Origin of the sequence: Cytobacillus firmus NBRC 15306, assembly GCF_001591465.1 — a bacterium.
Lineage (GTDB): Bacteria > Bacillota > Bacilli > Bacillales > Cytobacillaceae > Cytobacillus > Cytobacillus firmus.
Map to the genome: position 1 here is coordinate 44066 of NZ_BCUY01000012.1, position 26090 is coordinate 70155.

General features: G+C 40.8%; 28 protein-coding genes. 10 read left to right on the plus strand and 18 right to left on the minus strand.

The window, feature by feature from the left end; all coding sequences use genetic code 11:
• The first annotated feature begins 22 nt into the window (after positions 1-22).
• Both BFI01S_RS05700 and BFI01S_RS05705 read left to right on the plus strand, forming a co-directional pair.
• The gene (locus BFI01S_RS05700) at positions 23-1165 is read left to right on the plus strand and encodes a CAP domain-containing protein (RefSeq protein ID WP_280525177.1); all 1143 of its coding nucleotides are present in this window, start codon (positions 23-25) and stop codon (positions 1163-1165) included.
• 108 nt (positions 1166-1273) lie between these two features.
• A complete protein-coding gene (locus BFI01S_RS05705) occupies positions 1274-1702 on the plus strand; it encodes a cell wall hydrolase (protein WP_061791746.1) in 429 nt (142 codons plus the stop codon).
• Positions 1703-1746: 44 nt separating this feature from the next.
• On the opposite strand, the gene BFI01S_RS05710 is transcribed toward BFI01S_RS05705, so the two are convergent.
• The 7 genes from BFI01S_RS05710 to BFI01S_RS05735 form a co-directional block, all read right to left on the minus strand.
• Positions 1747-2346: a YdcF family protein gene (locus tag BFI01S_RS05710; RefSeq protein ID WP_061791747.1), complete on the minus strand. Its 600-nt coding sequence runs from the start codon at positions 2344-2346 to the stop codon at positions 1747-1749.
• A gap of 123 nt (positions 2347-2469) precedes the next feature.
• Positions 2470-3105 (minus strand): FMN-dependent NADH-azoreductase, encoded by a 636-nt coding sequence (locus BFI01S_RS05715; protein ID WP_061791748.1) that lies wholly within the window; start codon positions 3103-3105, stop codon positions 2470-2472.
• Between the two features lie 215 nt (positions 3106-3320).
• On the minus strand, positions 3321-3470 hold the full coding sequence (locus tag BFI01S_RS23290) for a hypothetical protein (protein ID WP_169799729.1): 150 nt from the start codon (positions 3468-3470) through the stop codon (positions 3321-3323).
• A 187-nt stretch (positions 3471-3657) separates the two neighbouring features.
• Complete coding sequence (locus BFI01S_RS05720) at positions 3658-4887, minus strand: CNNM domain-containing protein (protein ID WP_061791749.1); 1230 nt, start codon at positions 4885-4887, stop codon at positions 3658-3660.
• Positions 4888-5273: 386 nt separating this feature from the next.
• Positions 5274-5744 carry an ABC transporter permease subunit gene (locus tag BFI01S_RS05725; protein ID WP_115596742.1) on the minus strand — a complete coding sequence of 157 codons (471 nt, stop codon included), beginning with the start codon at positions 5742-5744 and terminating at the stop codon, positions 5274-5276.
• Positions 5738-6334 (minus strand): right-handed parallel beta-helix repeat-containing protein, encoded by a 597-nt coding sequence (locus BFI01S_RS05730; protein ID WP_235831112.1) that lies wholly within the window; start codon positions 6332-6334, stop codon positions 5738-5740. Before BFI01S_RS05730 ends, BFI01S_RS05725 begins: the two co-directional genes overlap by 7 nt.
• Before the next feature lie 121 nt (positions 6335-6455).
• Positions 6456-7517, minus strand: a complete 1062-nt coding sequence (locus tag BFI01S_RS05735; protein ID WP_061791750.1) for a multicopper oxidase domain-containing protein — start codon at positions 7515-7517, stop codon at positions 6456-6458.
• A gap of 346 nt (positions 7518-7863) precedes the next feature.
• On the opposite strand from BFI01S_RS05735, the gene BFI01S_RS05740 reads away from it, so the two are divergent.
• A complete protein-coding gene (locus tag BFI01S_RS05740) occupies positions 7864-8694 on the plus strand; it encodes an undecaprenyl-diphosphate phosphatase (RefSeq protein WP_061791751.1) in 831 nt (276 codons plus the stop codon).
• Between the two features lie 525 nt (positions 8695-9219).
• Here the strand turns inward: BFI01S_RS05740 and BFI01S_RS05750 are convergent.
• Positions 9220-9774 carry a DUF1836 domain-containing protein gene (locus BFI01S_RS05750; RefSeq protein WP_061791753.1) on the minus strand — a complete coding sequence of 185 codons (555 nt, stop codon included), beginning with the start codon at positions 9772-9774 and terminating at the stop codon, positions 9220-9222.
• Positions 9775-9918: 144 nt separating this feature from the next.
• Here BFI01S_RS05750 and trhA point away from each other — a divergent pair, with 144 nt between their 5' ends.
• Positions 9919-10566, plus strand: coding sequence for a PAQR family membrane homeostasis protein TrhA (trhA, locus tag BFI01S_RS05755; RefSeq protein ID WP_061791754.1), 648 nt, complete (start codon positions 9919-9921; stop codon positions 10564-10566).
• Positions 10567-10610: 44 nt separating this feature from the next.
• Here trhA and BFI01S_RS05760 read toward each other — a convergent pair whose 3' ends face one another.
• Entirely contained in the window at positions 10611-11984 is a 1374-nt protein-coding gene (locus tag BFI01S_RS05760; protein WP_061791755.1) for an N-acetylmuramoyl-L-alanine amidase, read from the minus strand.
• Between the two features lie 264 nt (positions 11985-12248).
• Here BFI01S_RS05760 and BFI01S_RS05765 point away from each other — a divergent pair, with 264 nt between their 5' ends.
• Positions 12249-12851, plus strand: coding sequence for a CotY/CotZ family spore coat protein (locus BFI01S_RS05765; RefSeq protein ID WP_061791756.1), 603 nt, complete (start codon positions 12249-12251; stop codon positions 12849-12851).
• Between the two features lie 88 nt (positions 12852-12939).
• Here BFI01S_RS05765 and BFI01S_RS05770 read toward each other — a convergent pair whose 3' ends face one another.
• A complete protein-coding gene (locus BFI01S_RS05770; RefSeq protein ID WP_061791757.1) occupies positions 12940-13311 on the minus strand; it encodes a hypothetical protein in 372 nt (123 codons plus the stop codon).
• Positions 13312-13313: 2 nt separating this feature from the next.
• Positions 13314-14501, minus strand: coding sequence for a ParM/StbA family protein (locus tag BFI01S_RS05775; protein WP_061791758.1), 1188 nt, complete (start codon positions 14499-14501; stop codon positions 13314-13316).
• 175 nt (positions 14502-14676) lie between these two features.
• Between BFI01S_RS05775 and BFI01S_RS05780 the strand changes: the two genes are divergently transcribed.
• The 3 genes from BFI01S_RS05780 (at position 14677) to BFI01S_RS05790 (ending at position 18541) form a co-directional block, all read left to right on the plus strand.
• Positions 14677-15444, plus strand: a complete 768-nt coding sequence (locus BFI01S_RS05780) for a CsxC family protein (RefSeq protein ID WP_061791759.1) — start codon at positions 14677-14679, stop codon at positions 15442-15444.
• Between the two features lie 224 nt (positions 15445-15668).
• On the plus strand, positions 15669-16445 hold the full coding sequence (locus BFI01S_RS05785; protein ID WP_061791760.1) for a CsxC family protein: 777 nt from the start codon (positions 15669-15671) through the stop codon (positions 16443-16445).
• Positions 16446-16525: 80 nt separating this feature from the next.
• Positions 16526-18541: a hypothetical protein gene (locus BFI01S_RS05790; protein ID WP_061791761.1), complete on the plus strand. Its 2016-nt coding sequence runs from the start codon at positions 16526-16528 to the stop codon at positions 18539-18541.
• A 36-nt stretch (positions 18542-18577) separates the two neighbouring features.
• Here BFI01S_RS05790 and BFI01S_RS05795 read toward each other — a convergent pair whose 3' ends face one another.
• Positions 18578-19282 (minus strand): CsxC family protein, encoded by a 705-nt coding sequence (locus BFI01S_RS05795; protein ID WP_061791762.1) that lies wholly within the window; start codon positions 19280-19282, stop codon positions 18578-18580.
• 173 nt (positions 19283-19455) lie between these two features.
• Complete coding sequence (locus BFI01S_RS22905) at positions 19456-19620, minus strand: hypothetical protein (RefSeq protein ID WP_156478333.1); 165 nt, start codon at positions 19618-19620, stop codon at positions 19456-19458.
• A gap of 118 nt (positions 19621-19738) precedes the next feature.
• Here BFI01S_RS22905 and BFI01S_RS05800 point away from each other — a divergent pair, with 118 nt between their 5' ends.
• A complete protein-coding gene (locus BFI01S_RS05800) occupies positions 19739-20503 on the plus strand; it encodes a type II toxin-antitoxin system SpoIISA family toxin (protein ID WP_061791763.1) in 765 nt (254 codons plus the stop codon).
• Positions 20484-20663: a type II toxin-antitoxin system SpoIISB family antitoxin gene (locus BFI01S_RS05805; protein ID WP_035329945.1), complete on the plus strand. Its 180-nt coding sequence runs from the start codon at positions 20484-20486 to the stop codon at positions 20661-20663. The genes BFI01S_RS05800 and BFI01S_RS05805 overlap by 20 nt, the downstream gene beginning before the upstream one ends.
• A 259-nt stretch (positions 20664-20922) precedes the next feature.
• Here the strand turns inward: BFI01S_RS05805 and BFI01S_RS05810 are convergent, their stop codons facing one another.
• The 5 genes from BFI01S_RS05810 to BFI01S_RS05830 all read right to left on the minus strand — a co-directional run bounded on the left by BFI01S_RS05810 (position 20923) and on the right by BFI01S_RS05830 (position 26075).
• Positions 20923-22293, minus strand: a complete 1371-nt coding sequence (locus BFI01S_RS05810; RefSeq protein WP_061791764.1) for an aldehyde dehydrogenase — start codon at positions 22291-22293, stop codon at positions 20923-20925.
• Between the two features lie 125 nt (positions 22294-22418).
• Positions 22419-23015: a flavin reductase family protein gene (locus tag BFI01S_RS05815; RefSeq protein WP_061791765.1), complete on the minus strand. Its 597-nt coding sequence runs from the start codon at positions 23013-23015 to the stop codon at positions 22419-22421.
• Between the two features lie 22 nt (positions 23016-23037).
• Complete coding sequence (locus BFI01S_RS05820) at positions 23038-24285, minus strand: MFS transporter (protein ID WP_061791766.1); 1248 nt, start codon at positions 24283-24285, stop codon at positions 23038-23040.
• A 24-nt stretch (positions 24286-24309) separates the two neighbouring features.
• On the minus strand, positions 24310-25818 hold the full coding sequence (locus BFI01S_RS05825) for a sodium:solute symporter family protein (protein ID WP_061791767.1): 1509 nt from the start codon (positions 25816-25818) through the stop codon (positions 24310-24312).
• Positions 25815-26075: a hypothetical protein gene (locus BFI01S_RS05830; protein ID WP_061791768.1), complete on the minus strand. Its 261-nt coding sequence runs from the start codon at positions 26073-26075 to the stop codon at positions 25815-25817. Before BFI01S_RS05830 ends, BFI01S_RS05825 begins: the two co-directional genes overlap by 4 nt.
• Between the last annotated feature and the right edge of the window lie 15 nt (positions 26076-26090).

Consider the following 26090-nt stretch of genomic DNA (forward strand, 5'->3'; position numbering starts at 1 on the left):
AAGGTGCATGGGAGGAGATTATTTGAGGAAGTTTTTATTTATATTTATCCTGTTATTTCTCGGTTTCGCCTTTTCACAGCCGGATGAGAAATCAGCAGATGATTCTAAGTCAGGAACTGTAATGGATAATATAAAAACGGATATTCAGCTTTTTAAAGACAATAAGGACCTGCAGGAGATACTTACCGGCGTGATGGAAGAGGCCCAAAACTGGGCAGATCAATTTCTCCTGATAATCGGGCAATATACCGGGGAAAAAAACCTTTCTCCTGAGGATAAAGCCGAGAAACCTGTTTTGAAAGCCCCTGAGGAGCAAACCTTTTCTATTCATAACATAGAAATAGGCGATGATAAGGCTGAAATCGAAAGGAATCTCGGTCCCTCGAATCGCATCTCCGCGAATGAATATGGAACAGATTGGCATGCATATCATGATCATTATCAAAATTTCGTAATGGTCGCTTATGACAAGCAGGAAAAAGCAGCGGGCATCTATACAAATCAGGATCTGATCTCTTCAACAAAAGAGATTGCCTATGGAACGCCAAAGTCATCCGTAGCACAGCAGCTAGGAGAACCTCTGGACAAAATGAGAAAAGACTTTGTCATCTTTCAGCTTGAAGAGAATCGTGATTATGACTTATACGAGCTTGACGGGAATTACGTAACCATTTTTTATGATAAGCATCGTGACAATACGGTCACATCCATTCAAATAATCAGTAAATCCCTTGAAGAGCAAAAAGAATCCTTTTATGCAAATGCCAGCAGTGCTTTAAAGGAAGGGTTTGAATTGCAGCTTTTTGATATTACCAATGCTGAGAGAGTAAATCATGGACTGCCCGTTCTGGAATGGGATGATACTGTTAAGGAAACGGCCCGTAAGCACAGCAGCGATATGGCAGAGAACAATTATTTTGACCATACCAACCTGCAGGGCCTCTCCCCTTTTGACAGAATGCAGGCGGATGAAGTTTCATTTATGTTAGCCGGGGAAAACCTTGCTTCCGGTCAATTCAGCAGTATCTTTGCTCACGAAGGGTTAATGAATTCACTCGGCCACCGCAAAAATATTCTGCGTGCGGATTATGAGTTTTTAGGTGTCGGTGTCGCTTTTAATTCAAAATCACAGCCTTATTATACGGAAAATTTTTATGCCAACTAAAAGCTCCAGCTTCTGCCGGAGCTTTTTCCTTGTAAAAAGCACATTCCACTCTTATGTGCATACCCTATATCAGCCTATATAAAATTAGAGGAATTGGGGTGAGACAGAATGGCAGTGGTGAAGGCACGAGAACAAGATATAGATTTGCTTGCCCGCCTTCTTCGGGCAGAAGCTGAAGGCGAAGGCCAGCAGGGCATGTTAATGGTGGGAAATGTGGGGATTAACCGTATCAGGGCAAATTGTTCTGATTTCGTTGGTATTCGCACCATACCGCAAATGATTTACCAGCCACATGCTTTTGAAGCTGTCCAAAAAGGCTATTTTTATCAGAGGGCAAGGGAAGTGGAAAGAAGACTCGCGCGAAGGGCTGTAAGTGGTGAGCGGATCTGGCCATCCAAATTTGCACTATGGTATTTCCGGCCGCCTGGCGAATGTCCGCCCACATGGTACAATCAGCCCTTAGCCGGAAGATTTAAGCTGCATTGCTTTTACGAGCCTACAGCGGAAGAATGCGAGAATGTTTATAATACATTTTAAAAGAATCCCTGCCAATTGGATACTGGCGGGGATTTTTCTTGACATTAAATTTCCTGATCCATCAGAATGCCTTTTTTCACGTAATCAATTATTTTCCCGGCTTCATCAAACGCTCTTTTTCTCCCATAAGGATGCTGCTTCCATTGCTCTTTCCCGGTTGCACCATCATCAGAACATACTAGAGAGTAGTTTATCCAATTTGGCATATACGTCAATAATGTTAAGTGCAGCCTCCTCATATGAAATGGAGCCGTCACAACAATGATATTGGAGATGTTCTCCAGCCCGCACATCCGGTCCATAACCAGCATAGAGGCAAGCACATTTTCTTTTGTATGAAGAGATTTATTTTCAATGAAGAGGTCATTGGGGTGAATTCTGTACAAAATGGCTTTTTTCATTAACATTTCTGCTTCAGTCATTTCATTGCCCGGCCATTTTACACCACCTGATAAAAGCAGCTTTTTTGCCCTTCCTTCCTGATAAAGCCTGACAGCTTCAGGCAATCGATATTCTGCAGCTCTGCTGCTTCCAGGCACAAATATTAAATCTCCTTTTTGCAGATTATCCTCAATCCCATCATAAAGCAGCTTGGAAACATCTTCCTCATTTAAATGCCTGGGGCTGAATTCCGAGATTTTCACAAACCTTCCCCCTTTCGTTCCCAGCTTATTAACTTCCTGTATTATACTATTCTTCCGGGACAAGAGCTCTCCTTATATATGCCTAGTCAAAAAGAAAAAGCAGCGGAAATCCGCTGCTTTTGTTTAGAAAGTTTTTGCTTTGTCTTTTGCACGTGCAATGGCATCAGCTTTGATTTCTTCAGCTTTATCAGGCATTGCGTTGTGCCCTTCCACGAACAGACCCTCGAATGAAGGGACGCCGAAGAATTGCATTAATACTGTTAAATAACGGTGACCCATTTCCATCTCAGCTGCAGGCCCTTCAGAATAGATGCCTCCACGAGCCTGGATGTGAATCGCTTTTTTGTCAGTCAATAACCCGATTGGGCCTTCAGCCGTATACTTAAATGCCTTGCCGGCTACAGCCACTGAATCAAGATACGCTTTCATTACTGGAGGGAACGAAAAGTTCCAAAGCGGTGTAACAAACACATATTTGTCGGCTGCAACGAATTGTTCGCTTAGTTCGGATAAGCGGCCTACTTTTGTCTTTTCATCTTCAGACAGTTCCTCAAAACCTTTGCCTGACTGAAGCTTGCCCCATCCGCTGAAAACATCCACATCAATTGCCGGGACATTTTCCTTGTATAAATCAATATGAACGATTTCGTCATTTGGGTTAGCTTCCTTGTAGGAATCAATAAATGCCTTTCCTGCTGCCATGCTGTATGACACCTTATCATCATGAGGGTGTGCTGTAATGTATAAAACCTGAGCCATGATTTTATCACCTTTCCATTTTGAGTTGTCAACTTAGTTTGAATCAGAAGTAAAATATGTATTCATCCTGCAGTATGATCATTTTTATTCTTAATCCGAGATAATCATATTCAAAATAAAAAAGAATTTCAAATGATTTGCTCACGCTATTTTTTATTACCCAAAATAAATGAATGATAATCCCCAAAAAAAAAGACCCCTGATCGGGTCCTTAATTATTCTTGTACTTCAGGTGAATATGGATTGGTTCCGATATTTTTTCTCATTTCATCTGTTAGTTCAAAAGGAATGCTTGAGCTTGCTTCTCCGTCTTTTTCATAGTTCATTTGTACGCTTCCATCATAATGAAATGGTTTATTTTCCATGATGAGATCACCCCGATTTTGTTTTTTATTATATTATATACTAAAAAGGACCTATATTTTCAGAAAAATAAAATTATTTTTTTATTTTCCTGTACCTATTGTTCCCATTCCCCTCCTGGTTTTATCCTGATTTCTTTATGGATAGTAAAAAAGCATTATTCCCGTCAGGAAATAATGCCCATATACATCAAGGTGTTTTTTTCTTAATTTCGACCTGCTTAATCCTGTTGTCTTCAATTGATTTTATTTCAAAATGCAGATGATGGTATTCAAATGTTTCCCCTTCTTCAGGAAAATGACCCAGCTCTCTTAGTAAGAATCCTGCGAGGATGTCTTCATCTTCGGGAATTTTTGTTTTAAAGACTTCATTGATTCTGCGGATTGCCAGTTTGCCGTGAACAATAATATGGTTTTCCGTTAATTCATCAATCAGCACTTCAGTGTTTTCATCCGTTTCATCTTCAAATTCCTGGCCCAGCATCGCTTCAAGAATATCCTCATGTGTGATGATGCCTTTCGTCCCGCCATATTCATCAAGAACAATGGCAAGGTGCTTCCTTTCTTTCATCATCATTTTGAATACCTTGTCAATGCTATGAAATTCATAGACAAATAAAGGCTCTAAATCAGTAAAATCCTTTAGGGACTTCTCAGGCTGATTGGACCAGGAGAGCAATACCTTAGCATGGAAAACCCCGACAATGTTATCCATATTATCTTTATACACCGGATACCTTGTAAAAGGATTATCCAACACTATATTCTTTGCTTCTTCTATCGTTGCTTCATATGGAATGCCTTCAATTTCCATTCGCGGCGTTTTAAGCGCATCGCTGACATCTAAATTATAAAAATCAATGATCCCTTTAATTCGCTGTGTTTCTTCTTCATGGAAGGTTCCTTCGCTTGTAGCTATATCAACCATGGTAATGAGTTCTTCCTTAGATACAGATACTGAGTCCACATCATTTTTAGAAAGGAATTTAATAATTACCCTCGTGAATCTGGATATTAGAAAAGTGACCGGCTTTAAAATCAGCATAAGAATTCGAATGACCGGAAATACAAGATAAGCAATTTTGTCGGCAAAGCTTGCTGCTATGGACTTTGGCAGAACTTCCGCAAATAAAATTAATGCTACAGTCAGAATTCCCGTTGCCACCCCTACATTGAAATCATATTCAAGCGCGATTATGGTAACCAATGTAGGCAGCATGATATTTGCAATATTATTGCCAATCAATATGGATGTAATCATCTCATCAGGCTTCGAAACCATATCCAAAATTCTTTGTGATTTCTTATCATTATTGTCTGCTCTCGATTTTAATTTCATTTTGTTAACAGCAGTTAAGGCAGTTTCACTTCCCGACAGGAAAAAGGACATGAACATAAAAAACAAAATAGCAATGAACAAAGCTGAGTTCCTCCAATTTTAATCCATTTTTAATTGTTTTTACCCGCTTAGCATCCTAAAAAACGGTGCTGGGCAATTTTGTCTGCTATTTGATTATTATAAAGTAAACGAAATCATATCGAAAATATAAAGCTTTTTCAATGTGCTCTTTTTATATGTTTTCAATAAAGTAACTCCCTTTGCTCATAATAAGCATGATTAAATAACTTGAAGGACAGCTGGTAAGTTAACATGGGTCAGATAAAAGCTTGCAGAGCAAAAAGGCGATCTATGGATTGCTGCTTATTGGAAAAAATGCGAAGCTATGGGCAAAAGATGTTGAACAATATTCTTTTTATGAAAACAGCGGACAAAAAAGCGGTTCCTAAATGGAATCGCTCTTTGTTTCAGTCCGTTTGTTGTTCCATTTTGTGTATAGAAAGGAATACTTCTTCCAATGAGGAACATTTGTATTCTTTGTAAACCTGATCAAGCGTTCCATAAAATTTTAACCAGAATATAATGGCTGCTGACAGTCCCTGTATCCTTGTTTTGGAAAAAGCTCCAATCAGTAAGGACGCCGCTGAGAATACCAGGATTAAAAGCATATTCACCAGCAGAAGAACCTGATAAATATGTGCTGCAAAAGAGCTTCCCGCTAAAGAGAAAATCAAGCTGAATATCCCATATGAAATGCCCATTACAAAGAATAGTGAAAGGACTAAAGCCAGAAATTTACTGATCAGATAATACCCTGAAGAAGCCTGGTAGGTACTGTATAAGGATAATCTCCCATTTTCTTTATCGGCAATAATCGAATTCCCGCCAAGAATCATGCAGATGATCGGAAACATCCAAAGAGATAGATTGATCAGCATGGCAATCGAGCGGTTGTAGGCAGACTGGCTGAAACCGGCTGCATGGAATAGGACACATAAACACCGTCCTGCGTGCGATAAAAATAGTTATTTTTAACTGCAGTATTTGGGGCTTCAGCCAAATAGATGCCAAAGCCCTTGTGTTGGCCCTTACTCTGGAAGCTTGTAATGAGATTATCTTCAAACCTGTGCCCGTAGGAATTCCTTGCATATACGCCGTGAAAAACATTCCTCAGCGCAATATGGTGAAGATAGGAACGGTCTCCTGTCACATATATTCCGGCATTCTGTGATCCGCTGCCCTCCACTTTCAGATTTTCAATGATGACATCGTCCGCTGCAATTGTCAGCACATGGCCTTTTTCAAATCCTATAATTCTTGTTCCTTTATCCCCGATAATATGGACTTTTCTCTCTATTAAAAAATTGCCTTCATATATTCCAGATTGTAATTTAATGACTGATGCATTCGGATCCGACAATGCTTCTCTCAGCTCTTCTGATGATGCTGCAGTGAGTTCCTGAGCGGAAGCTTTTCCGGCCAGGATCATACTGAAAAATAGCAGAAACCATCCGATTTTTTTATACACTCAGCGATCACCTGCCCGGAAATATGCGTTCCGGCTATCTTTTAGAAGACAGCCGAAAAAGGGATTCCATTTTTGATTTTTCTCTTGTATAATTTAGTTTAAGTTGAGTTTTTATTTATTTTTAATGGCTCATTGTAGCCTTACCGTCGTCTTCACCGGTCTCAGTTACCTTTAGAATGGCGACGGCTCCTTTTTGTGCGTGGTTAAATTGATGCGTCACTATTGGGTAGCTGCCTTCCTTCGTAACGGTAAATTCTACTACAGCTCCGCCGCTCGCCGGGAGCATGACCGTCTGGAGACCTTTGTAATGGTTATAAGGATTGCCGTCAATGTATACGTCGTCAAACACCGTACCAACTACATGGAAGGAGCTTACTTCATTTGGTCCCACATTGTTTACATAGATCCTCACTTTATCTCCTACTTTAGCCAGAAGCGGATTGTCCTTAAGCGTGAACGTATCCCCATTTGTATTAGGATCTCCCTCTTTTAACGCTTTTGTTGAGAAAACCACATGACTCGGAACACCATTTGTAAAATCATCAAGGTCGTTGTATTTATACCATTCGTTTTGAATAATTGTATATTCTCTATCAATTTCTTTATCAGTCGGATAGCCGTCTTTAGGCTTTACAATGATCGTTCCGTGCATTCCGTTTGCGATATGTGATAATACAGGTGAAGTTCCGCAGTGATACATAAACACCCCCGGTTTATTTGCAGGGTAACTGAATGTTCCCGTCTCATCAGGCTGAACGTTCGAGAAGTCTTTTGACGGAGCTGCGTGTACAGCGTGGAAGTCCATGCTGTGCGGTATAGCGGGATCCATGTTTTTTAAAGTGAAATTGATTGTGTCCCCTTCATTGACGACTACTGCCGGTCCCGGTGCTTCCCCGTTAAATGTCCATGCTTTATAGAATTTTCCTTTGTCGATTTCAATATCTGTGATTTGGGATGTCATTTCGACATTGACTTCATTCGCCCCGACTCTTTCAATCTTCAATGGAATAGGTTCCTGATTTAAATCTTTGTGGGGAGCGATTGCTTCAGGCTGGTTTGTTTCTGCTGCCAAAACCTTTTCTTCGGGCTGAAGGGATTTTTCCGGTGCTGCCCCCTGGCTGCATCCCGTTAGCAAGCCTATGCCTATTGCGGAAGTAAGCAGATATTTTACTCCTTTTTTCATTTTGAATTCCTCCTTATAATCGATTGGTTTATCTGCTTTTATCATATGGTAAATTAGCTCTGAAATTGGTGATTTTTCTCACAAGACTTTGGAATTCTGTGAAGAGTTTGTGAATTAGTGATCGAACTATTTTTTATTAAGTCCTATTAGATTTCAAAGACTTTGATTGGGGATTTCTGCCTGGTATTGACCAGTGCTGCAATTCACTTTTAGGACATTTTCCGCTGAATTAATAGACAGTTTACAACTATATTACTTTGTAAAAAAGTGTCCCTATCTATCTTATATGGTTTATAATCATTAAATGGAGTTGCTTGCATCAGATTAAAAGGAGAATGTAACAGTTATGGATTTTATTATGATTTTAAAAGCAATTATATTGGGGTTTGTTGAAGGAATGACAGAGTTTGCCCCAGTGTCATCGACAGGACATATGATTATTGTGGATGATATGTGGCTTAATACAAAAGAGTTTTTATCCAAATATGAAGCCAATACCTTTAAAGTCGTTATTCAGCTCGGTTCCATTTTAGCGGTTGTGATCATTTTTAGAGACCGGTTCATTGAAATGCTCGGTCTCGGGGGACGAGGTAAAAGCTCTGAAGAAACACAAAGCCGCCTGAAACTATCTCAAGTCATTGTCGGGTTAATTCCAGCAGGGATTCTTGGCGTTTTGTTCGAGGATTATATTGATGAACACCTGTTTTCAACTGAGACGGTACTGATTGGTTTAGTTATTGGTGCATTTCTGATGATTTTTGCTGATATCTTTGGAGGCAAAAACCCGAAAACAGTTTCTGTTGATCAAATCACCTATAAACAGGCTTTAACTATTGGATTGATTCAGTGTTTCTCCCTTTGGCCCGGTTTCTCTCGTTCGGGTTCCACTATTTCCGGCGGCGTGCTGCTAGGCCTTTCACACCGGGCTGCAGCTGATTTTACTTTTATCATGGCTGTGCCGATCATGGCAGGTGCGAGTTTTCTTTCATTAATCAAGAATCTTGAATACTTTTCAGTCGAGGCGCTTCCGTTCTTTATTGCAGGATTCATCAGTGCATTTATTTTTGCCTTAGTTTCAATCCGCTTCTTCTTGAAAATTATCGGCAAGATTAAACTGATTCCATTTGCTATTTACAGGATTGTACTGGCGGGGGTTATCTATTTCGTATTTCTATAAACATGAACCCGGGCTTTGGCGGCCCGGGTCTTTGTTTGTTTGGTTCCCGCTGTTTTCTAAAGCGGGGATATGCTGTTGGTGGGGATTACATTGGTTTTTGTCTTGTGGGAGGGTGGTTCGGACTCAATACCCGGGATTTTCGCTTATTGTGTCCGAAGTTGCACATAGTTCGGACTCATACTCCCTGTTTTTCGCTTTTTGTGTCCGAAGTTGCTCCAGGTTCGGACTCAGGACCCTGGATTTTCGCTTTTTGTGTCCGAAGTGGTTCCAGGTCGGTTTCAGTCTTTCTTTATCCAAATTTACACCGTGCTCGAACTCTGCGGAGTGGATTTCCCCTATCCATGTCCATTCCAACAAGCTCATGATTAAAACACATTTTTACAGAACCTGAAAATAAACCGCGGTATCCAAAGTATAATCCGAATAAGAGATTCTATAACAATTGAATCGAGGATCTCGTATTTGATTTCACGCAGCAGTCCTGTTTTTCGTTTTTCTTTTTTATTTAAGAATTTTCCCGCTTTTCTATTTACCATCCGCTGCCTCCTTTACCTCATCAACAATTCGCTCAGCTGCTTTACGGTACAAATTGCTCATGTGAACCAGTGAAGATGCCAGCAGGACTTTTTCGAGCTGGGCTGGCTGCCCTTCATTTAGATCTGCTGCCCTGCCTGCCTGATTTTCCAGATCATACATAAATGTATCGGCATTCCGTTTGGCCAAATCGAGATAAAGCCGATAAAAATGGTCCAGATCCATCTTACCTTCAGCTGTCCTCGTGTTGACGTCATTTAGCAGGCTTTTAATGTCGTTTATGGATAAAGCCCCTTTTAGCTGATAAATAAAAGCTATTAATATAAGGTGCTCCTTTGAATATTTTTTATTTTTAACAGGAAAAAACAATTTCCCTTTTGCATAGTTATTTATCATTGTCTTAGTAAGCACTTTTTCTTCTTCATTTCTGGTCGTGCTGCCAAAAGTATTTTCGAATAGCTGGATTACCTGATCCATGTATAAATCTATCTGCGGTATATCTTCCAATTGAATTTGGTTATCCGCAATGAGTTTTTCCAATTCCATAACAATCCCTCAAACCCCTCATTTGTCATTATATAAATTCTACTTAAAAAAACGCAGAATGTAAAGATTGACTAGATGATGTTTTATATATATTATAATAAGTAGTTACGATAACTACATAAAAGAACATTAGGAGGAGATTTTATGAATTCGTACATCCGGGAGCCCATCAACGGACTAACCCATTTAGCAGGGGCCATTTTATCCTTTGCAGGCTTGCTTGCCATGGTAATCAAAGCCTCACTGACAACATCTTCACCAATTGCCATTACAGCTGTTGCTATTTTTGGAATAAGTTTGATGCTCCTTTATTCAGCATCTGCTACCTATCATATGGTCATTGCTAAAGATAAAGTCATTGCCTTTTTGAGAAAGCTTGATCATTCTATGATTTATGTATTGATTGCAGGTTCGTATACACCTTTTTGCCTCATAACCTTAAATGGTGTGACCGGCTGGGTTCTATTTGGAATTGTCACAGCTGTTGCTTTGTCAGGCATTCTATTTAAAATGATCTGGTTCAACTGTCCGCGCTGGCTTTCAACAGCGTTATACATTGCCATGGGATGGATTATCGTTTTCGCTTTCTCACCTCTTTCTGAATCATTAAGCTCAGCAGGCGTTCTGCTTCTTTTGCTGGGAGGCATCCTTTACACGGTCGGCGGAGTGATTTATGCTGTTAAACCAAAATTCCTTGAGTTCAATCATATGGGTTTTCATGAGATTTTTCATATTTTCATTATGATGGGAAGCATGGCACACTTTCTTTGTGTGTTCATGTATGTGATCTGACAGATAGTTAAAAAAGCGGACACCCTCATGTCCGCTTTTTTTGATTAGCTGCCTTCTACATCCTTCAAAACGGCTTCTAATTTCTGTTCAGAAAATCTGACCATGTTTTTGTAGATGTTCAGGATAGATTCCGCATAATTGGTTCCAGGCACAGCCCATTTGCCATTCAGTTCCTGCCATAGCTTTGCCGAACCTCTTTTCACAAGGCTGAAACGCGGATCCGCCAGTGGATATTTAGGAGGCAAGGGCTGTGTAGAAGCATAGGCATATAAATGCTGAATATGTGCCAAAACGCCTTCTTCCTGTGTGGAAAAGCTTGCTCCTGCCGCACCATTCCCTGTTGCGCCGATTCCTGCAAAATTATTCTGGCCAGGTTTAACATCACCAGTGAATCGGAGAAAGTTGGTTTCATGCATGGCCTGTGCAAAAGCTATATCCCCTCTGATACCATAATATTCCCCAATAGCCGAATAGAATGAACCTAAATTGGCAGCATTCGGGTTTACCTGTTTTGCATATTGATTCATATGCTCTGGTGACAAATGCGTTACTCCCAGAATGGAATAGCCTTTGGGTTCAGAAGGCACTGCCGGCGGAGCGTCTGACAGTATATAGGCATCTGTTATTCCCGCTTTTTTTACTGTTTCCAGTTGTTTTTCTGCATTTTCCTTCGTACTGAAAGCACCGGCCTGTACCCTGTACCAGACCGTGCCTGAAATTTCAGCAGTGGCTATAACCGATTCAATGCTTTTATTTTTTAGAACGGCAGACCTTTCCTCGGCATTTTTTCTATTTGTAAATGAACCGGCAATCACTCTGTATAGATTACTGGGATCGACTGGCTTTGGCGGCTGCGGCGGGACTGCCGGTTTCGCTTTAAGGCTAAAGGCTTTTGCAATTCCATTAACATGTCCCTGTGCCACCCTTTGTCTCCACAGCGGATCTTTCATTAAAGCGGCATCTGCAGAATTATCAATAAACCCATTTTCTGTTAAAAGGGCTGGCATGGCTGATTCACGCAGTACATGAAAGTCAGCTTTCTTCTTGCCTCTATCGATGAGCTCATTCAGTTTAGTGACTTCAGCATGGATAATATTCTGATAACCGGCAGTTTGGGAAGTGCTGCCAAGGCTGTTATGAATAAAATCTTCATAGCCCCTCGCTGCACCATTCGCGGCATTACAGTGTATGGAGAGGTAAAAATCAGCCCCCCAGCTATTAGCTTCAGATGTCCTTTGGCTCAAACTCTTAGTCATATCATTTTCACGGCTCATTCTAACTTCTATATTCTGATAGCCGGCCAATAAGATATTTTTTATTTTTTTTGCGATATCAAGCGCAATATCTTTCTCTCTTATTCCGTTTCCCTGTGCTCCTGGGTCCGTACCTCCGTGTCCAGGGTCTAAATAAAGCTTCATGGTCCTCACTCCTTTATTATTGATGTCTTATATTTCAAAGTTTGGAGTTTCCCAGTTCATTATGAATCAATTTAACACAGCAAGTACTTGCTTGTAATAGTATACGTTTAACAGCAGAAATGGTTTGTACACATGACCAGTCAATATTGTTTCCCATAACAGGAATCACAAAAAATTGTCTTTTTATAGGCGACATTCTCATTCAAAAACTTAGGTGAAGCCGTATGCTAATGGTGGAACTAATTTTTCAGGGAGTGAAAAATCATGGGTTTGTGCGGGAAAAAAAATAAAGACTTTGAAAGGCATGATTTTTGCCATGAGCATGATTATGACTGTGATTGTCATATAAAACCGGAATGGGACGAGGGGAAACACCGGAAAAATTTCTATGAAAACTGTGTTGATGAGGTTTTGGAAGCCATTTTCAGAGCGCAAAAAAAAGCGGGTATGGATGATGACTGCAGGAGTTCCTGCCGGGAATCCATTGATGACCTTATGGGAGGACATAAGAAACCAAAAAAGAATACAATTCCTTTCCTTTTATATTGCGGGAGCTGTGAACCATTTAAAGCCACAGGTGTTACTACATTCACTCATCATTCTAAGGAAAAGAAATTTGCTTGTATTACATCATTCATTTTTAGAATAAAAGAATTTGATGGCAAATGCGCTGTATTGGAACTGTTGACGTTCAAGCAATGTAAATCCTCTAAAGATCCATTTAAATCGCATACAAAAGATTTCTGTTCCCCTTGCAGCCAAATCGACTGTGAAAACGTAGAGGATCTCATTCCTACAGGCATTTGCATAAATGTGGATCTTTCCTGTTTTTGTGCTGTAACCTGTCTTCCTGCCGTCCGCTTATAAAAGTTTCATGGCTCATCCTAATTTAAGCAGGCAACCAAAAAAGGTACACCCTTGTGGCATGGTGCACCTTTTTTGGTATTTTAGTATATTATCCTCCAAATGCCTCCAGCACATCCTCTACTTCTTTTAAATCAACCTCATCTTGTTTTGAGCCGTGAAAAACTGTCTCTTTATATGCTGGCGTCTGGCCTGCAGCGTAGCCTGACTGCATCATTTTCTTAATTTCATGAATTTCTGAAAGTATAATATCACTGTTCATATTTTTTGGATGTAGATAGCTGTTCAAAGCTGACAGAACTAAATGGATCAGTGTATTATTATTTGAATGATAGTCGACTTGTTCCTGAATCTTCTGTGATACTTTTACTGAATTGCCGGTTTTGACATCAATGAAATGATCCGGGATTGTTAAGGCTGTTTTATTCGCATAGTCGGTATAAGTTCTCAACTTTTCCATCATCCTTAACCTCTGTTTGAAATGGAATGATTACTTTCTTTTTCCCTTTTAAGCTGATTCATTTTTGCCAGAATCATAAGGCCAAGAACATTTAATTTTTCCATGTTTTCAGGAAACGTTAATTCAATTGGCCTTCCTCTATCCGACCATTTCGCGGCAGCTTCCTGAATTTGCTTTTGGGCGAGTTTGGCTGCTCCTCCTACAGCAATATACCGGACAGCCCCTTTAATCTCTGATGAGCTGCTCCTTACACGATCAAAATGCTCCAGGTATTTGATTGCCATCGACTTTAACTGCGGCAAAATGTATTTGCTTATATCCTTTCTGACCCCTGCAAAAGGCTCGACATACCATCCTGAAGGCCCTTCCGCCAATTTTTCCTCCAGTTCGGCACGGGAGTCAAATCGGTACATTTCCTTTTTACTCACCCTTTGAATGATGTGGTCCAGAAATTGGTTGATCCCGAAAGGCTCCCCCTCTACAGATGCGACAGGCTTATTATTTTTTATTCCCACAAAATCGACTGAGTCTCCTCCAAGGTCGCCAATGATGATTCCTTTTTGTGATTCTTTAACAAGCTCTTCATCCTTAATGTTCAAGGTTTCCTGATCTCTGGTTAACCCCAAATAGGCACACGCACCTTCAGCACCGACAATTACATCATTGATGCTGACTTTAACAGTTAACTCCTTTGGTTCAGATATTCCGGGAACTTTATGAAAAATGATTGTGTGTGTTCCAGCCAATTTGTCTTTAAGGCGGGTTTTTCTCTCTTTATACTGTGTTGTTGGAAGAGATACAGCTAATTGATCAATAGAATAGGTGATTTCTGTTTCTTCGGGATGCTGAAGAGCAGCATGATAGCCTGCAAGGCCAAATAGCAGCAAATAGGTTCTGTCTTCATCAACTTTCTGGTTATTGAATGCAGTCAGGCTTACGTCCCGCTGTTTAGCCGCTCCTTTGCCGATATAGAATATTTCCCTTCGATCTACAACAGCCTGGCTCTTTACCTCCACAATTAAATTTTCTTCAAACACTATATCATCATCATCGTATGTCTTTTCGTAAAATTCTTCATCAAAAAGAGCAATAGCATTTGGAATTTGATATTCCGAATGAATACCATTTTCAGAAGCTAATGCCTTATACCAGCTGTTTCCGATATCTACAGCAAGAAAATTATGTCTATCCATTTCTCCTCACTCCTCCTTTTGAATCTTATGCGTGATAGAAGTCCAATTGTGCCCGTACCCTTTCACATTTTATCCGCCATTGCATCAACCCTTTAAATTTCCATGTTTGTCCAATGCATTCAAATAAGGATTTGCATAGTATATCTTGAAGTAAATTTATAAAGGAGGAACAACATTGAAAAAAGATAACAAATGCGTAGATATTAATGTGTCTGCTAATGTGGGAGAGTGTGCTTATTCTCCTGGATCCACTCCTATTGCAGACGCAGGTGAAGCCATCATTAGAGTACCTGTTGAACTTGCTGTTTTGAATATTAGGACAAACCTTGCAGCAAAAATCAAGTTTCCGGAGCCAGTCCTGGAAATAAAAGATATTAAAAAGAGAGTTCAAATCGTCCAGTGCAAGCTTCTTCTTCCAGGTGTTGCAGCAGGAACGAATCCTTTTGTGGAAGGTTCCTATCATTTATTCATCAAAGGATATGTACGAAAAAACATTCAATATGCTTCACCTTGCTACAATTCAGGGGTTTGTGTGAACTCGGAGATGCGGTCACTGACAACTGATGTGCCTTTTGAATGTGTCGTCGAAATTGCAGAAGATGATTTTGATAGAACTCCTCAGCTTCCTTTCCAGAATGCACGTGCAGAATTTGATTTCTTCAGACAGCAGGACCTTGGACATGGCTATCCTGAAAAAGATCACTTCCTTTCCAGCGATCTTTCCCAGTTCCATCAGGACAGCAGCCAGTTTTACAATCAAATGCCATATTGCGAGTTGATCTCAAGCAGGATTACAGAATGGGATGAAGCTCTTGACCGCAAGCCATTCCACAACAGTGCAAACTGGCAGGAAGGAACATTCGAAACGATCTCTGAAAAAATGTTCTTGCAGTTTACTGTGAAAGTTCTTCAAAACCAGCAAGTCAGAGTAACAGCACTTTAATACAGCGACTGGCAATACCTGTTCCTTTTCGGGGACAGGTATTGCTTTTTTATGTTTGTTTACTAGCATCATATTCAAAAGCCCTTAAAATGACATTCACCTATCAAACTTCCCTATACCCATTTTTCGTTTTGGCAGTTATCTGGTTTTACATAGGTAAGCGCCCAAACATAGACGATTATCATGCATAGGATGTGATTATCATGATTTCAGGAGGAGCCCAAATGTCTGAAGAACATAAAGATCGAGATAAAGCGGAATGCCAGATTTCTGCTCAGAACTGTGATTGTGAAAGCACCACTCATCATCCTCATGTGAATATTGGAAAAATTACGGCAAAGGTCCCTGTCGTTCTGGCTGAGCTATGTCTAAAAGTGAATGTAAATGCCCTAATTACTTTTCCGGAACCTGTACTTGAAATTAAGGATATTAAGAAAACAGTAAAGTTAACACAATGCCGCCTTTTATTGCCTGCTGATCAGCTATTTATTAAAGGCTTTGTCCGCAAAAATATTCAGTATGCCAGCCCCTGTCCTGACATCGAAATGCATACAGACAAAACCGTAGCATCTGATATTCATTCCTATACAGTTGATGTTCCGTTCCAATGTGTGACCGAAATTAAAGAATTTCTTACCTGTCCGGTAATGCCCGAAATGAATCACCGCCAGGAATTTGATTTCCTCGTATCAAAGCCTGTACCGAGGGGATACCCCGAGAAGGATGAGTTACAATCGAGTGATCTTTCCCAATTTCATCAGAAAAGTGTGCAGCATTATAATGAATTGCCATTCTGTGAACTGGTTTCAAGCAGAATAATTGAATGGGATGAAGCGATTGACCGCCGTCCTCTGCCAAACCGCTCGCCGATCGGAGAAGGAGTATTTACAAAGGTAGAGGAAAAAATGGTTGTAGATTTGGTCATTAAAGTACTGCAAAAACAGCAAATCCGTGTTTCTTCAACCACCAATGATCACGATGACTGCTTCGATTGTGAATAGATCTCAGCAGACTCTTTTCCATTGATTGATGAGCTTTTACTATTTGACGTAAGGAGGGGACCGGTGGGGATGCTCTGCAATTGCAGCACCTTCCTATGTATATGAGTGATATGAGAAGTGCCTATAACCGGATTTATCGGATCGATGCAGATACTGGAAATCCAATGGAACAGCAGCAGTTTTTATTTTATACAGGAAACGATTCAAAAAGCCAAAAACCAGCTGAAGCTGTAAATGAAGAGGAACCTAAAAAAGATCAAAAGGCAGCTGGGAACTCTTTTACCCGCGGAAAAACAAAGTCGTTTCCGCTTATTTTACCGCCTCCTTCTGTAGAATCGAGCCAAATTATCAAAACCAGTGAACTGTCTGAAAAAGCAGCTGAAAAGGATAATACGGAGAAGGAAAGTGTACCTCCTAAAGATAAAACTGAAATGACAAAGCCTAAAAAATTTAGACTTCCGAAGCAGCTGAATGACATGCTGACGCCCTTTTCACCAATGCTGAGCTGGTCCCCTTCTTTACCCAGTAAATACTCAAACCAGCCTGTATTCACGAAGAGCCATTTGCCTGGCGGGTCAGATGAAAAAGGTTTATCTAGGCCGGATGCAGAAGCAAACCTGAACGAATTAATGCCAGCAGAAAAATTCCCCGGCCCAGCAGGCAATCCTGAAACCAGAGTATTTGAGGAAAAAGCAGAAATGCAAAAATACAATGCTTCTGTTAAGGATCCGGAAGAAACTGATCTGACACAGGAATTTCTTAGCATGCTGGATGGAGGCGTGATGAACGAAACAAGTGAAGAAACAGAATTGAATAACAGCATACCTAAAGCAGCTAATAAACAATCTGAGTCTGCTATGTCATTGGAAGATGAATTTGCCGATATGCTTGACTTGTCTTTCTCCACCGAAAATGAATCTGACTATTTGGAGCCCAAACAGGATGAAGCATTTGCACTGATTTTAGAATCTGGCTATGACAAGAGTGAATCTTCTGACCATGACACTGGTAATCATTTGGAGTGCGAAGAATCTTCATCTGAAAGAGAGTATCCTATTTTGAAGGAACCGAATGAATGTGACTTTGAAGAAAATTGGCAAGCTAATCAAGACGAAGAGTCATCCAGCTATGAAGGCGAATTCTCACTAATGCTGAAAAAAGCCTGCAGCATTCTGGATAAGGAGTGTGAAGACACTCCCCCGCTTCAGGAAAAATTCCTGGCCCTGCTGGATGAATCTTCTGATCAAAGTAATAGCTGTCCTGATTTTTTGAAGGAAGAATTATTTATGGAAAGTGATTGTAAAGAATCTGAATCGGCAGCCCAGTCTGAAGAAGCCACATATAAGGAAGTTTCTTCACTGCTTGATTACTTCTCAGCAATGCTGCAGGGTGTTATTTTAAGCGAAGTATCGGAACACGAGGAAGAAGAGTCCATCAGCGAAACTGAAGAGAGAGTGAATCCTGTCTCGGACGAAAGTGAAGCTTCAGCAGAGTTAAGTGATGACCTTTTTGATATGCTGGAGGAATCCTCCTCAAGCAGCAGTCTTCTGAATGAAGAAGAACCTTCACCATGCTGCTGCGAATGTTTCCGGAATGAGCTTCAAGTCAAGCTTCCTGTCTTAATAGGAAAAGCGGAACTGGACTTTACACTATTCGATTTCATGCCGTTCCCTATTAGGAATGGTCACATTTCAAAAATGGAATGGTCAGTGGACTCCTTGCAATGCTCTGCCATTTTGCCTTCTAAAACAATTTTTATCAAAGGAACCCTTATGGCAGACATCCTTTTTGTAACTCATAGTAATCTGCAAAACATAAGGATGCCCGTTTCTATAGATAAAACCATAGAGCTGGAGTGGATTTCCCCTCCCCAGATGCCAGCTTCATCTAATAAAAAGGAGTTTATGTATATTCACGAAAACAGACTGGATCATCATTATGAATATTTCCAGGAATTCACAGAGGAAATCACCTGTAAATTGAAGAGTATTCGTGTTCTCTGGCATGGGGATGCAGAAGATCATTCCGGGCTGGAAATCATGGGGAAAGCCTTGCTGTCTCTGGATTTCTTTCAGGAGCAAATCATACAAATATAAAGAGGGTATCACATGAAGATACCCTCTCATTTCTTATTAGTCGTCTAAGCCGTTTGCCAATTGACGCTGAGTTAATCTTACAAGCAAATTAACTTCTGCTTTTTCAGTAATCTTGTCAAATCTGCCCCATTTATCAAAATCGCTCAGAATATCCATTTGAGTAACGGAAGCATTTAGAAGTTTACACTTGATTGGCTCATTCAAGAACTCAAATGTCAAGGAGCCAAAGCTGCATCTGTCTGCACCCATGCCATTTTTTGCAAGCTCTCTGATTTCGTTGGAATTGCTGTTCTTATTGCTGAATTCCCAATCAATTTCAGGAAGGGTGTTCACCAGTGAGTAGCACTTAAATGGAACGTTGACACTGTAATCTTTCACATAGCCTTCACAATCATCAACATATTGAATGTTTTTGTGAATATACCCTTCTACATAAAGCTTTACGGATGTTGGTGCTGTGTCAGGGAAGCCTTCAGGAATAACAGGCACAGCCTTGCATTGTGTCAGATAAACGTTCTTTCGGATTTGTTTAACTTCTGTTGCATATGAAGGAAGATAGATATCCGCTTCAGTTAATGTCTGAATTGGTACATCCCCAAGAATTACTGTCTGTTCTACTCCGCCTGTATTTTCCGGAGTCCCTACATCACAAAAATGAGTATGCGATTTAGCCGTGTCACACTTCGGCATTGGAGGACATTTGTCGCTGCTTCCACAGCCATACGAATGGTTTTTCTTCATATTCTACACTCCTACTTGTTGTTTTTAGCCAACAGAATCCGAAGCTTTCCAACATAAAAAAGCTTGTTTTCTATGGCTTATATTGTATATGCGGCTGGTCGCAACAAGGAGTGGACAAGTTGAGGATGGCATTTATATCATTTTTTATAAAAAGTGAAAAACTGTACTAATAACTACTCTTTACAGCTTACACTCCAATTAACGGCAAATAGATCTCTGTCTACATGCGCATGCTTATTTGAATCTTCACACAATTCAATCACCTGCTTTAAATTGAAGTGATTGATGATTGTCAGAACTACAAGAACTGCTGCCGTTATGGTTAGGTATTTCTTCATATTTTTACTTCCTCCGCAATCATTTTCAAATTTATGGAATAATTTCTGGTATAATGGAATCAAAATTATGCAAATGTTCTAACAGAAATTCATTTTATGGCAGACGAGGCGATTTTTTGTGCTGATATTCTTTAAGATTGCTGTGTGGATCATAGTCGCTTGTCTTGGGTTTTATGTTATTTCTGTCTGGCTTTGGGAAAAGAAAGTGAAAGAAAAAATGTCCGTCATTCGTAAAACATGGTATATCCTTTATGTGCTTGGTGCGGTAATCTATTGGACAAATGAGCCGGATTCCATTTTTGATCACTGGCAGAATTACCTGATTGTCGCGATTATATTTGCCCTTGTTGATGCTTTTGTTTTTCTTGGATCTTATTTGAAAAGAGTCGGAAATAATGAACTGGCAACTGACACAAGAGATTTACTCGAAGAAAACAGCGACCTGTTAAATTCACATATGAATAAGCTGAAATCGTTTCAATATTTATTGAAAAATGAACCGATTGACATTTATTATGGAAATGAAGAAGCTTATCTTGCAGGAATCGAAAAGCTTTTGGCTGACTTTGCGGAAAAAATCGATATGAAGGCATCGTTATGCAGGTATTCAACACAGGAAGAGAAAGACTATCTCCTTGAGCACTACATCGATAAAGCCCTGATTCATAGCCGGCTAAACCGCAGGGAAGTTTATTATGATGCGGAAGAAAAACTGGCGCTAATTCCTTTTTCCATTTTCGAAGAAGATTATGTCATTAAAGTGACCTCCGGCCAATTTGTAACCGAATTCGACTATTTGCTATTCACTTCACTTATATCAATATACGATCTAATGCTCCCTGCCGAACAGGAGGACGAAGACCATGAAGGAACCAGCGGATAAGAAAAAGAATTTACCGCAGATAAATTCCAGCAGCACCATGAAAACCCTGAAGAAAAAATCCCGGATAAGCCTGCCGGGCTTTGAAGTCAGCCCTCACACCGAAAGAATATTAAAAGAGAATAAAAGATTAATAAGCGTTTATACCAAAACGAAAACTTGAGCATACTATATGGCGTGGAAGTAAATTTCTTCCGCGCCATATTCATGTTCGTGGAGCGGGGACATATACTATAGTAAAAAAGGGCTGATTTCATTGAAAAAACTGACCAAGAAAGTCAAAAATATAAACTTCCCCACCTTCTCGGTTTCCCCATACACCAAAAACCTTTCAAAAAAAACCGAAGCCGCCATACAGAATTTAAATAAGGATCTCAAGCCTCCGAAAAACAATGCTTAGAACCCCTCTGCAAATATGACGGTTATTTTATAAAAAATTTCACCTTTTTTAATGCATCTTTTGTGGTCGGATATCGGAATGGCAAATCGAATCTGGTGGTTTGCTTCAGAATGCTTTTTTCATGTGAAAACACATCAAAGCTGCCCTTTCCGTGATAAGCGCCAATCCCGCTCTCCCCTACCCCTCCGAAAGGAAGATATGGTGAGCTCAAATGATAAACAGTATCATTAATGCATCCGCCTCCAAAGGAAATACTGCTGAGAATCTGGTTTTGGACACACACACTTTCTGTAAAGATATATAGGGCCAAAGGTTTTGGGCGTGCAGTAACTTCTCCAATTATTTTGGACAAGTCGTCATATTCAAGCACGGGGAGAATCGGCCCGAATATTTCATCCTGCATTACCTCATCATTCCAGGTAATATTGCCGAGAACAGTCGGTTCGATACTTAGAGCGCTTAAGTCATGCCTGCCTCCGTGAATAGCAGTGGCATTGGTTAAAAATTTAGCGAGTCGGCTGAAGTGTTTTTCACTGACGATTCGCGTAAATTGGCCGGATGCAATCGGATTTTCTCCATAAAGCTCCTGTATGGCCTGCTTTAGTTCTTTAAGAAATTCTTCTTTTACTCTGCTGTGAACATAAAGATAATCAGGAGCCACACACGTTTGGCCGGCATTAATGTATTTTCCCCAGGCAATTCTCTTCGCGGCAAGCTTCAGATTAGCATCTTCATGTACGATGCACGGACTCTTCCCGCCCAGTTCCAGCGTAACAGGTGTAAGATTTTTCGAAGCGGCTTCCATAATGATTTTTCCAACAGGGACACTTCCTGTGAAGAAAATATAGTCGACCTTTTCATTTAGAAGCGCTGTGCTTGTTTCTGCGTCTCCTTCAACTACTGAAATATACTCTTCAGGAAAATGGCTGCTGATCATTTTTGACAGCAATGCCGAAGTTTGCGGTGTTAATTCCGATGGCTTCAGGATTGCGCAATTCCCTGCCGCAATAGCGCCTATTAGCGGTGCAATGGCCAGCTGGAAAGGATAATTCCAGGGCGCTATGATAAGCGCAACTCCATATGGCTCCGGATAGATATAGCTTTTCGAACCGATCTGGGCAATGGTGGGCTTTGCCTTCCTTGGCTTTGACCACTTTTTTAAATGTTTCATGGTAAAGCGGATTTCCTCGAGCAGGATTCCGATTTCCGTCAAGTATGCGTCAAACTCACTTTTATTGAGATCGGCTTTTAAAGCATCCATTAATTCCTGCTCATGCTGCTTTATGATTGAACGAAGCTTTCTGAGTGCCCCAATTCGAAATGTGACATCTTTTGTTTTACCCTGGGTGAAGAAATTTCTTTGTTTTTGAATGAGATCCGCGTAGTTTTCCAAAGGAATACCTCCAGATGGGACTAGGTTTTAAGGATATATTATCATCTTGGCTGGCCGAAATACATAAATAGGTATACTCCCAATGCAAAAAAAAATGCCGGCCATAAGGTCCGGCATTGGAATAATTATCTTGGCAGCTTGAAGAAATCGCTGCTTTCACTATAGTTTCCTGCCAGCCTCCCAAGCGGCTGCAGTTTTTCTAAGTTCACTTTATAATTACCGAGGTAGTACTCATCATCAATATGATAATGTACCATTCTCCCGATAATCAGATGATCGCTTCCCAGTTTAATTATCTGTTCCAGCTTGCATTCCATATGGATTGGTGCTTCTTTTACCCTCTTAGGTGCGACTAAATGACTTTCAGCAGCCGAAAGCCCTGCCGCTTCAAACTCATCAGCATTACTCGGGAGATTCTCTGCACTTTTTTGCATTTGGTTTCCTAATGGTGCAGGAACCACGTTGATGACAAACTCTTTTGTCGCCCGGATGTTGACCAATGTATCTTTTTCTGTTCCTTCCCTGTCGCCCACGCCAGGACCAATAGAAATACAGAGCATGGGAGGATTCCTGGAAGCTACGGTAAAAAAACTAAAAGGTGCCAGATTCAGGTCACCTTCCTCCGACACAGTGGATACCCAGGCAATTGGTCTTGGCACAACCGATCCGGTTAATAATTTATAAACATCTTTTTCTCCAAGTTCTGAGGGTGTAAATTCCACTTGGAATCACTCCTTTTTTCCATTAAATAACAATATTATTCTTTTTATTCATAATAGATAAGGTGGTCAACAAGGTAAACACAATAGCCATCATGCCCGTAATGAGTATCCAGCCTGAAGAGAATTGACCGGTCTGATCCACGATATAGCCAAACAGCGGGGGAATAATTATGGCCCCGGCTGAGCCAAGTGTTATACTAATTCCGCTTGAGATGCCAGCTTGTTCTTTTGGAACCAGCTCACTTGCAAGGTTCATCCAGATGCCATTGAAGCCTGAAGCAGCAAATCCAAACAGAGCAGTTATAGGCGCGATTACCCAAAATGGGGCTGAGCTGATGAAAGCCGCTGCCGCGCTGGCCAATGCTGTAATAATAGTGATGATCATTAGAATGATAACCCGCTTGCCATCAAACAGCCTGTCACTGATTATACCCCATGCAAGCCTTCCAATCGTTCCGAAAACTTCTGATATAACCAATAGCAGTCCAGATAGGATGATTGGAATCTTCAGCTGTTCATACGCAAATAAGACGATATACGTATTTAAGCACATTTGTGTTCCATTTAGGCCCAGAGCACTGAAGCTGATAAGCATCAAGGCTTTATTTTTAAACATTTTGAACATTGATCTGTAAAATTGGAGTATATTCATGCTGCTGCTTTTTGCCTGTTCCAGTTCCGGCGGATCACGGTAAAAGTGATAGGAGACAAAACCTCCTGCCAATAATAGAAGGCAAGCGATCAGCAATACGAATCTCCAGCCGAAAGAGACACTAAGAGGAAGCAGGATCAAGCTTGCCAGAGCAGATCCTGCCGTGATGCCTGTTTGCTTTATTCCCATTGCGGTGCCCCGCTTTTTAAGCGGAAACCAATAAATGATGCCCCTGTTTGTTATCGGATGCATGGATCCATACCCTATTCCTCCGATGATTATCAATAACAGAACAAGCCAAAATTCATGAAGCATAGTCATGAAAAGATAGCCTAGGCCCATTAAAGCTGATGCCAGAACCAATAATTTACGGGATCCTGCAAGGTCAGCCAGAAAACCGGCAGGAACCGAAATGATCGCCTGGCCCAAAAAGAGAGCCGCCGGGAGCATGCCAATTTGCGACTTGGTCAAGGACAGATCCTCCCCTATTAAAACCCCCAGCGGTCCAATGCTTCTGCCGACAAATGCTACCATCAGCTGTGAGAGCAATAGAAACAATAACATTCGCCATGGATTTTCAGTTAAGGCAAATTCTTTTTTTGCCAGTGAATTGCTCATAATCAATCATCTCTTTTTTGGCTCTTAGGCCTTTAAATTGATTGCTGATAAATCTTCCTCCAGCACTTTGTTTTTTGAAACTGCTGGAGCTAAGAGGGTTCCTGCAATACAAATTAAGAAGTTCAGCCCTAGTCCCAGAACGCCGCCATGAATTCCATAGATGGTTTTATAGCCTGTCCATGTAAGCAATCCGGCTAATATGGCGCCTGTAAGCATTCCCCAGAAAACAGCCCTGCCTGATAAACTCTTCCAATATAATCCAAGTACAAAAGCAGGGAAAACCTGAACCAGCAATTCGAATTTCAATACAAAAATTTCATAAAGGGTTCCCGGAGGATTCCAGGCAATCCACAGAAGAAAGATGATGGCAAAAATTCCGCATACTTTCCCGACCATAACCTTCTTATGTTCAGATGCCTTAGGATTGATGAATTTCCCATATACATCATTTGAGAGCATCGATGAAAAGCTGAGCAGCACTGAATCCGCTGTTGATATAATGGCCGCCACAATGCCCCCAAAGAAAATGATCATAATCCAGTAGTAAAATGGATTAATGGCAGCAATCTCATTGGCCATCAAACCTACGAGCTGCTCAGAACCTGTCTTATCAAGGCCGGGAAAAAGCATGATTCCAATGATGCCCACCATAAATACAAGTCCTGTTGTAATGGGCGGCATCCATGCCATGCGGGCAAATGATTTTTTTAGTGTTTTTTCACTTTGAGCGGAATAAATCCGCTGAACAGCATGCGGATAAATACTTGCTCCAAGTCCAACCAGCAGGAGCATGCTTAACCAATTGATATTTACTTCCATAGGAGGAACAGCCGTTTTTGCAGGCTCCATTTCTGCAACATACCGGGTAACTTCAGAGAAATTTCCGCCTACCAGGTACAAGCCACCGATAAGAAAGACAATGATGCCGATCATCAGTACGATGCCTTGCATAACATCTGTGAATGCAACCGCCTTCATTCCGCCCATCCATTCATAGGCAAGCATGACAGCAACGAAGACAATAACAGCAATTTGGTATGGAATGGTTCCGCCCGTCATTCCGGATACAGCCTGTCCGATTGCTACCAGCTGTTCTAATAGATAGTTTCCAAGCCCCCAAAGCATGAGAAAAATACTAAGCAGTGTGACTGCCTTTGATTTAAAGCGGTGATCGATCCAGTCAGTAGGTGTTACAAAATTTCTTTTCTTCGCAATGACATATAGCCTTGGTGCAAACAGTAAATAGATTCCGATAATAATTGTCATAAACGAGATGGACTGTATCCATGAGAAACCTGTCCGATAGGCCGTCGGTGCATAGCCGACAATAGTATTTCCGCTATATTGCGTTGCATACAGGGTGAAGAAAAGTGCAATAAAACCGAGATTCCTTCCGGCAAGATAATACCCTGAAAGACTGTGATGAAGGTTCTTCTCGCCTCTGCCAGACAGGTAACCAATTAGCAGCATGATTATGGCAAAGACTGATAAAATAATGATCCCATCTGTGCCTGCAAATGCTAAATCATTCATGATTTATCCCCCTTTGCTCTTTCGGCTTCTTCCTGGTCCTCCACGATATTCCACTCGTTAACACATAGCCAGCTTAAATACCCGCACATGATAATGGAAAAAGCTGTAGAGATAAATGCCCATAACGGAAACCCGAGAATATAAGGCTCTGCTGCAGCATCCGGAAAATACCAGGGTACTACGCCAAGTGTTATGATGGCGAGGACTATCCAAATCCATTTTTTTCGAATAGGTTCTTTTATCGTTCTGTCTTCCATTCGACTGCCTCCCTA

Coding starts and splice junctions, on each gene's coding strand:
- BFI01S_RS05750 (WP_061791753.1), bottom strand. CDS start 9,774: ATGGAATTGGAAAAACTCATTGCGGATAACCAAATTCAATTGGAAGAT.
- BFI01S_RS05775 (WP_061791758.1), bottom strand. CDS start 14,501: ATGGATAGACATAATTTTCTTGCTGTAGATATCGGAAACAGCTGGTAT.
- BFI01S_RS05825 (WP_061791767.1), bottom strand. CDS start 25,818: ATGAATGATTTAGCATTTGCAGGCACAGATGGGATCATTATTTTATCA.
- BFI01S_RS05830 (WP_061791768.1), bottom strand. CDS start 26,075: ATGGAAGACAGAACGATAAAAGAACCTATTCGAAAAAAATGGATTTGG.
- trhA (WP_061791754.1), top strand. CDS start 9,919: ATGAATTCGTACATCCGGGAGCCCATCAACGGACTAACCCATTTAGCA.
- BFI01S_RS22905 (WP_156478333.1), bottom strand. CDS start 19,620: ATGAAGAAATACCTAACCATAACGGCAGCAGTTCTTGTAGTTCTGACA.
- BFI01S_RS05795 (WP_061791762.1), bottom strand. CDS start 19,282: ATGAAGAAAAACCATTCGTATGGCTGTGGAAGCAGCGACAAATGTCCT.
- BFI01S_RS05820 (WP_061791766.1), bottom strand. CDS start 24,285: ATGAGCAATTCACTGGCAAAAAAAGAATTTGCCTTAACTGAAAATCCA.
- BFI01S_RS05735 (WP_061791750.1), bottom strand. CDS start 7,517: ATGAAAAAAGGAGTAAAATATCTGCTTACTTCCGCAATAGGCATAGGC.
- BFI01S_RS05705 (WP_061791746.1), top strand. CDS start 1,274: ATGGCAGTGGTGAAGGCACGAGAACAAGATATAGATTTGCTTGCCCGC.
- BFI01S_RS23290 (WP_169799729.1), bottom strand. CDS start 3,470: ATGGAAAATAAACCATTTCATTATGATGGAAGCGTACAAATGAACTAT.
- BFI01S_RS05770 (WP_061791757.1), bottom strand. CDS start 13,311: ATGATGGAAAAGTTGAGAACTTATACCGACTATGCGAATAAAACAGCC.
- BFI01S_RS05805 (WP_035329945.1), top strand. CDS start 20,484: ATGAAGGAACCAGCGGATAAGAAAAAGAATTTACCGCAGATAAATTCC.
- BFI01S_RS05760 (WP_061791755.1), bottom strand. CDS start 11,984: ATGAAGCTTTATTTAGACCCTGGACACGGAGGTACGGACCCAGGAGCA.
- BFI01S_RS05725 (WP_115596742.1), bottom strand. CDS start 5,744: ATGCTGATCAATCTATCTCTTTGGATGTTTCCGATCATCTGCATGATT.
- BFI01S_RS05715 (WP_061791748.1), bottom strand. CDS start 3,105: ATGGCTCAGGTTTTATACATTACAGCACACCCTCATGATGATAAGGTG.
- BFI01S_RS05785 (WP_061791760.1), top strand. CDS start 15,669: ATGTCTGAAGAACATAAAGATCGAGATAAAGCGGAATGCCAGATTTCT.
- BFI01S_RS05740 (WP_061791751.1), top strand. CDS start 7,864: ATGGATTTTATTATGATTTTAAAAGCAATTATATTGGGGTTTGTTGAA.
- BFI01S_RS05765 (WP_061791756.1), top strand. CDS start 12,249: ATGGGTTTGTGCGGGAAAAAAAATAAAGACTTTGAAAGGCATGATTTT.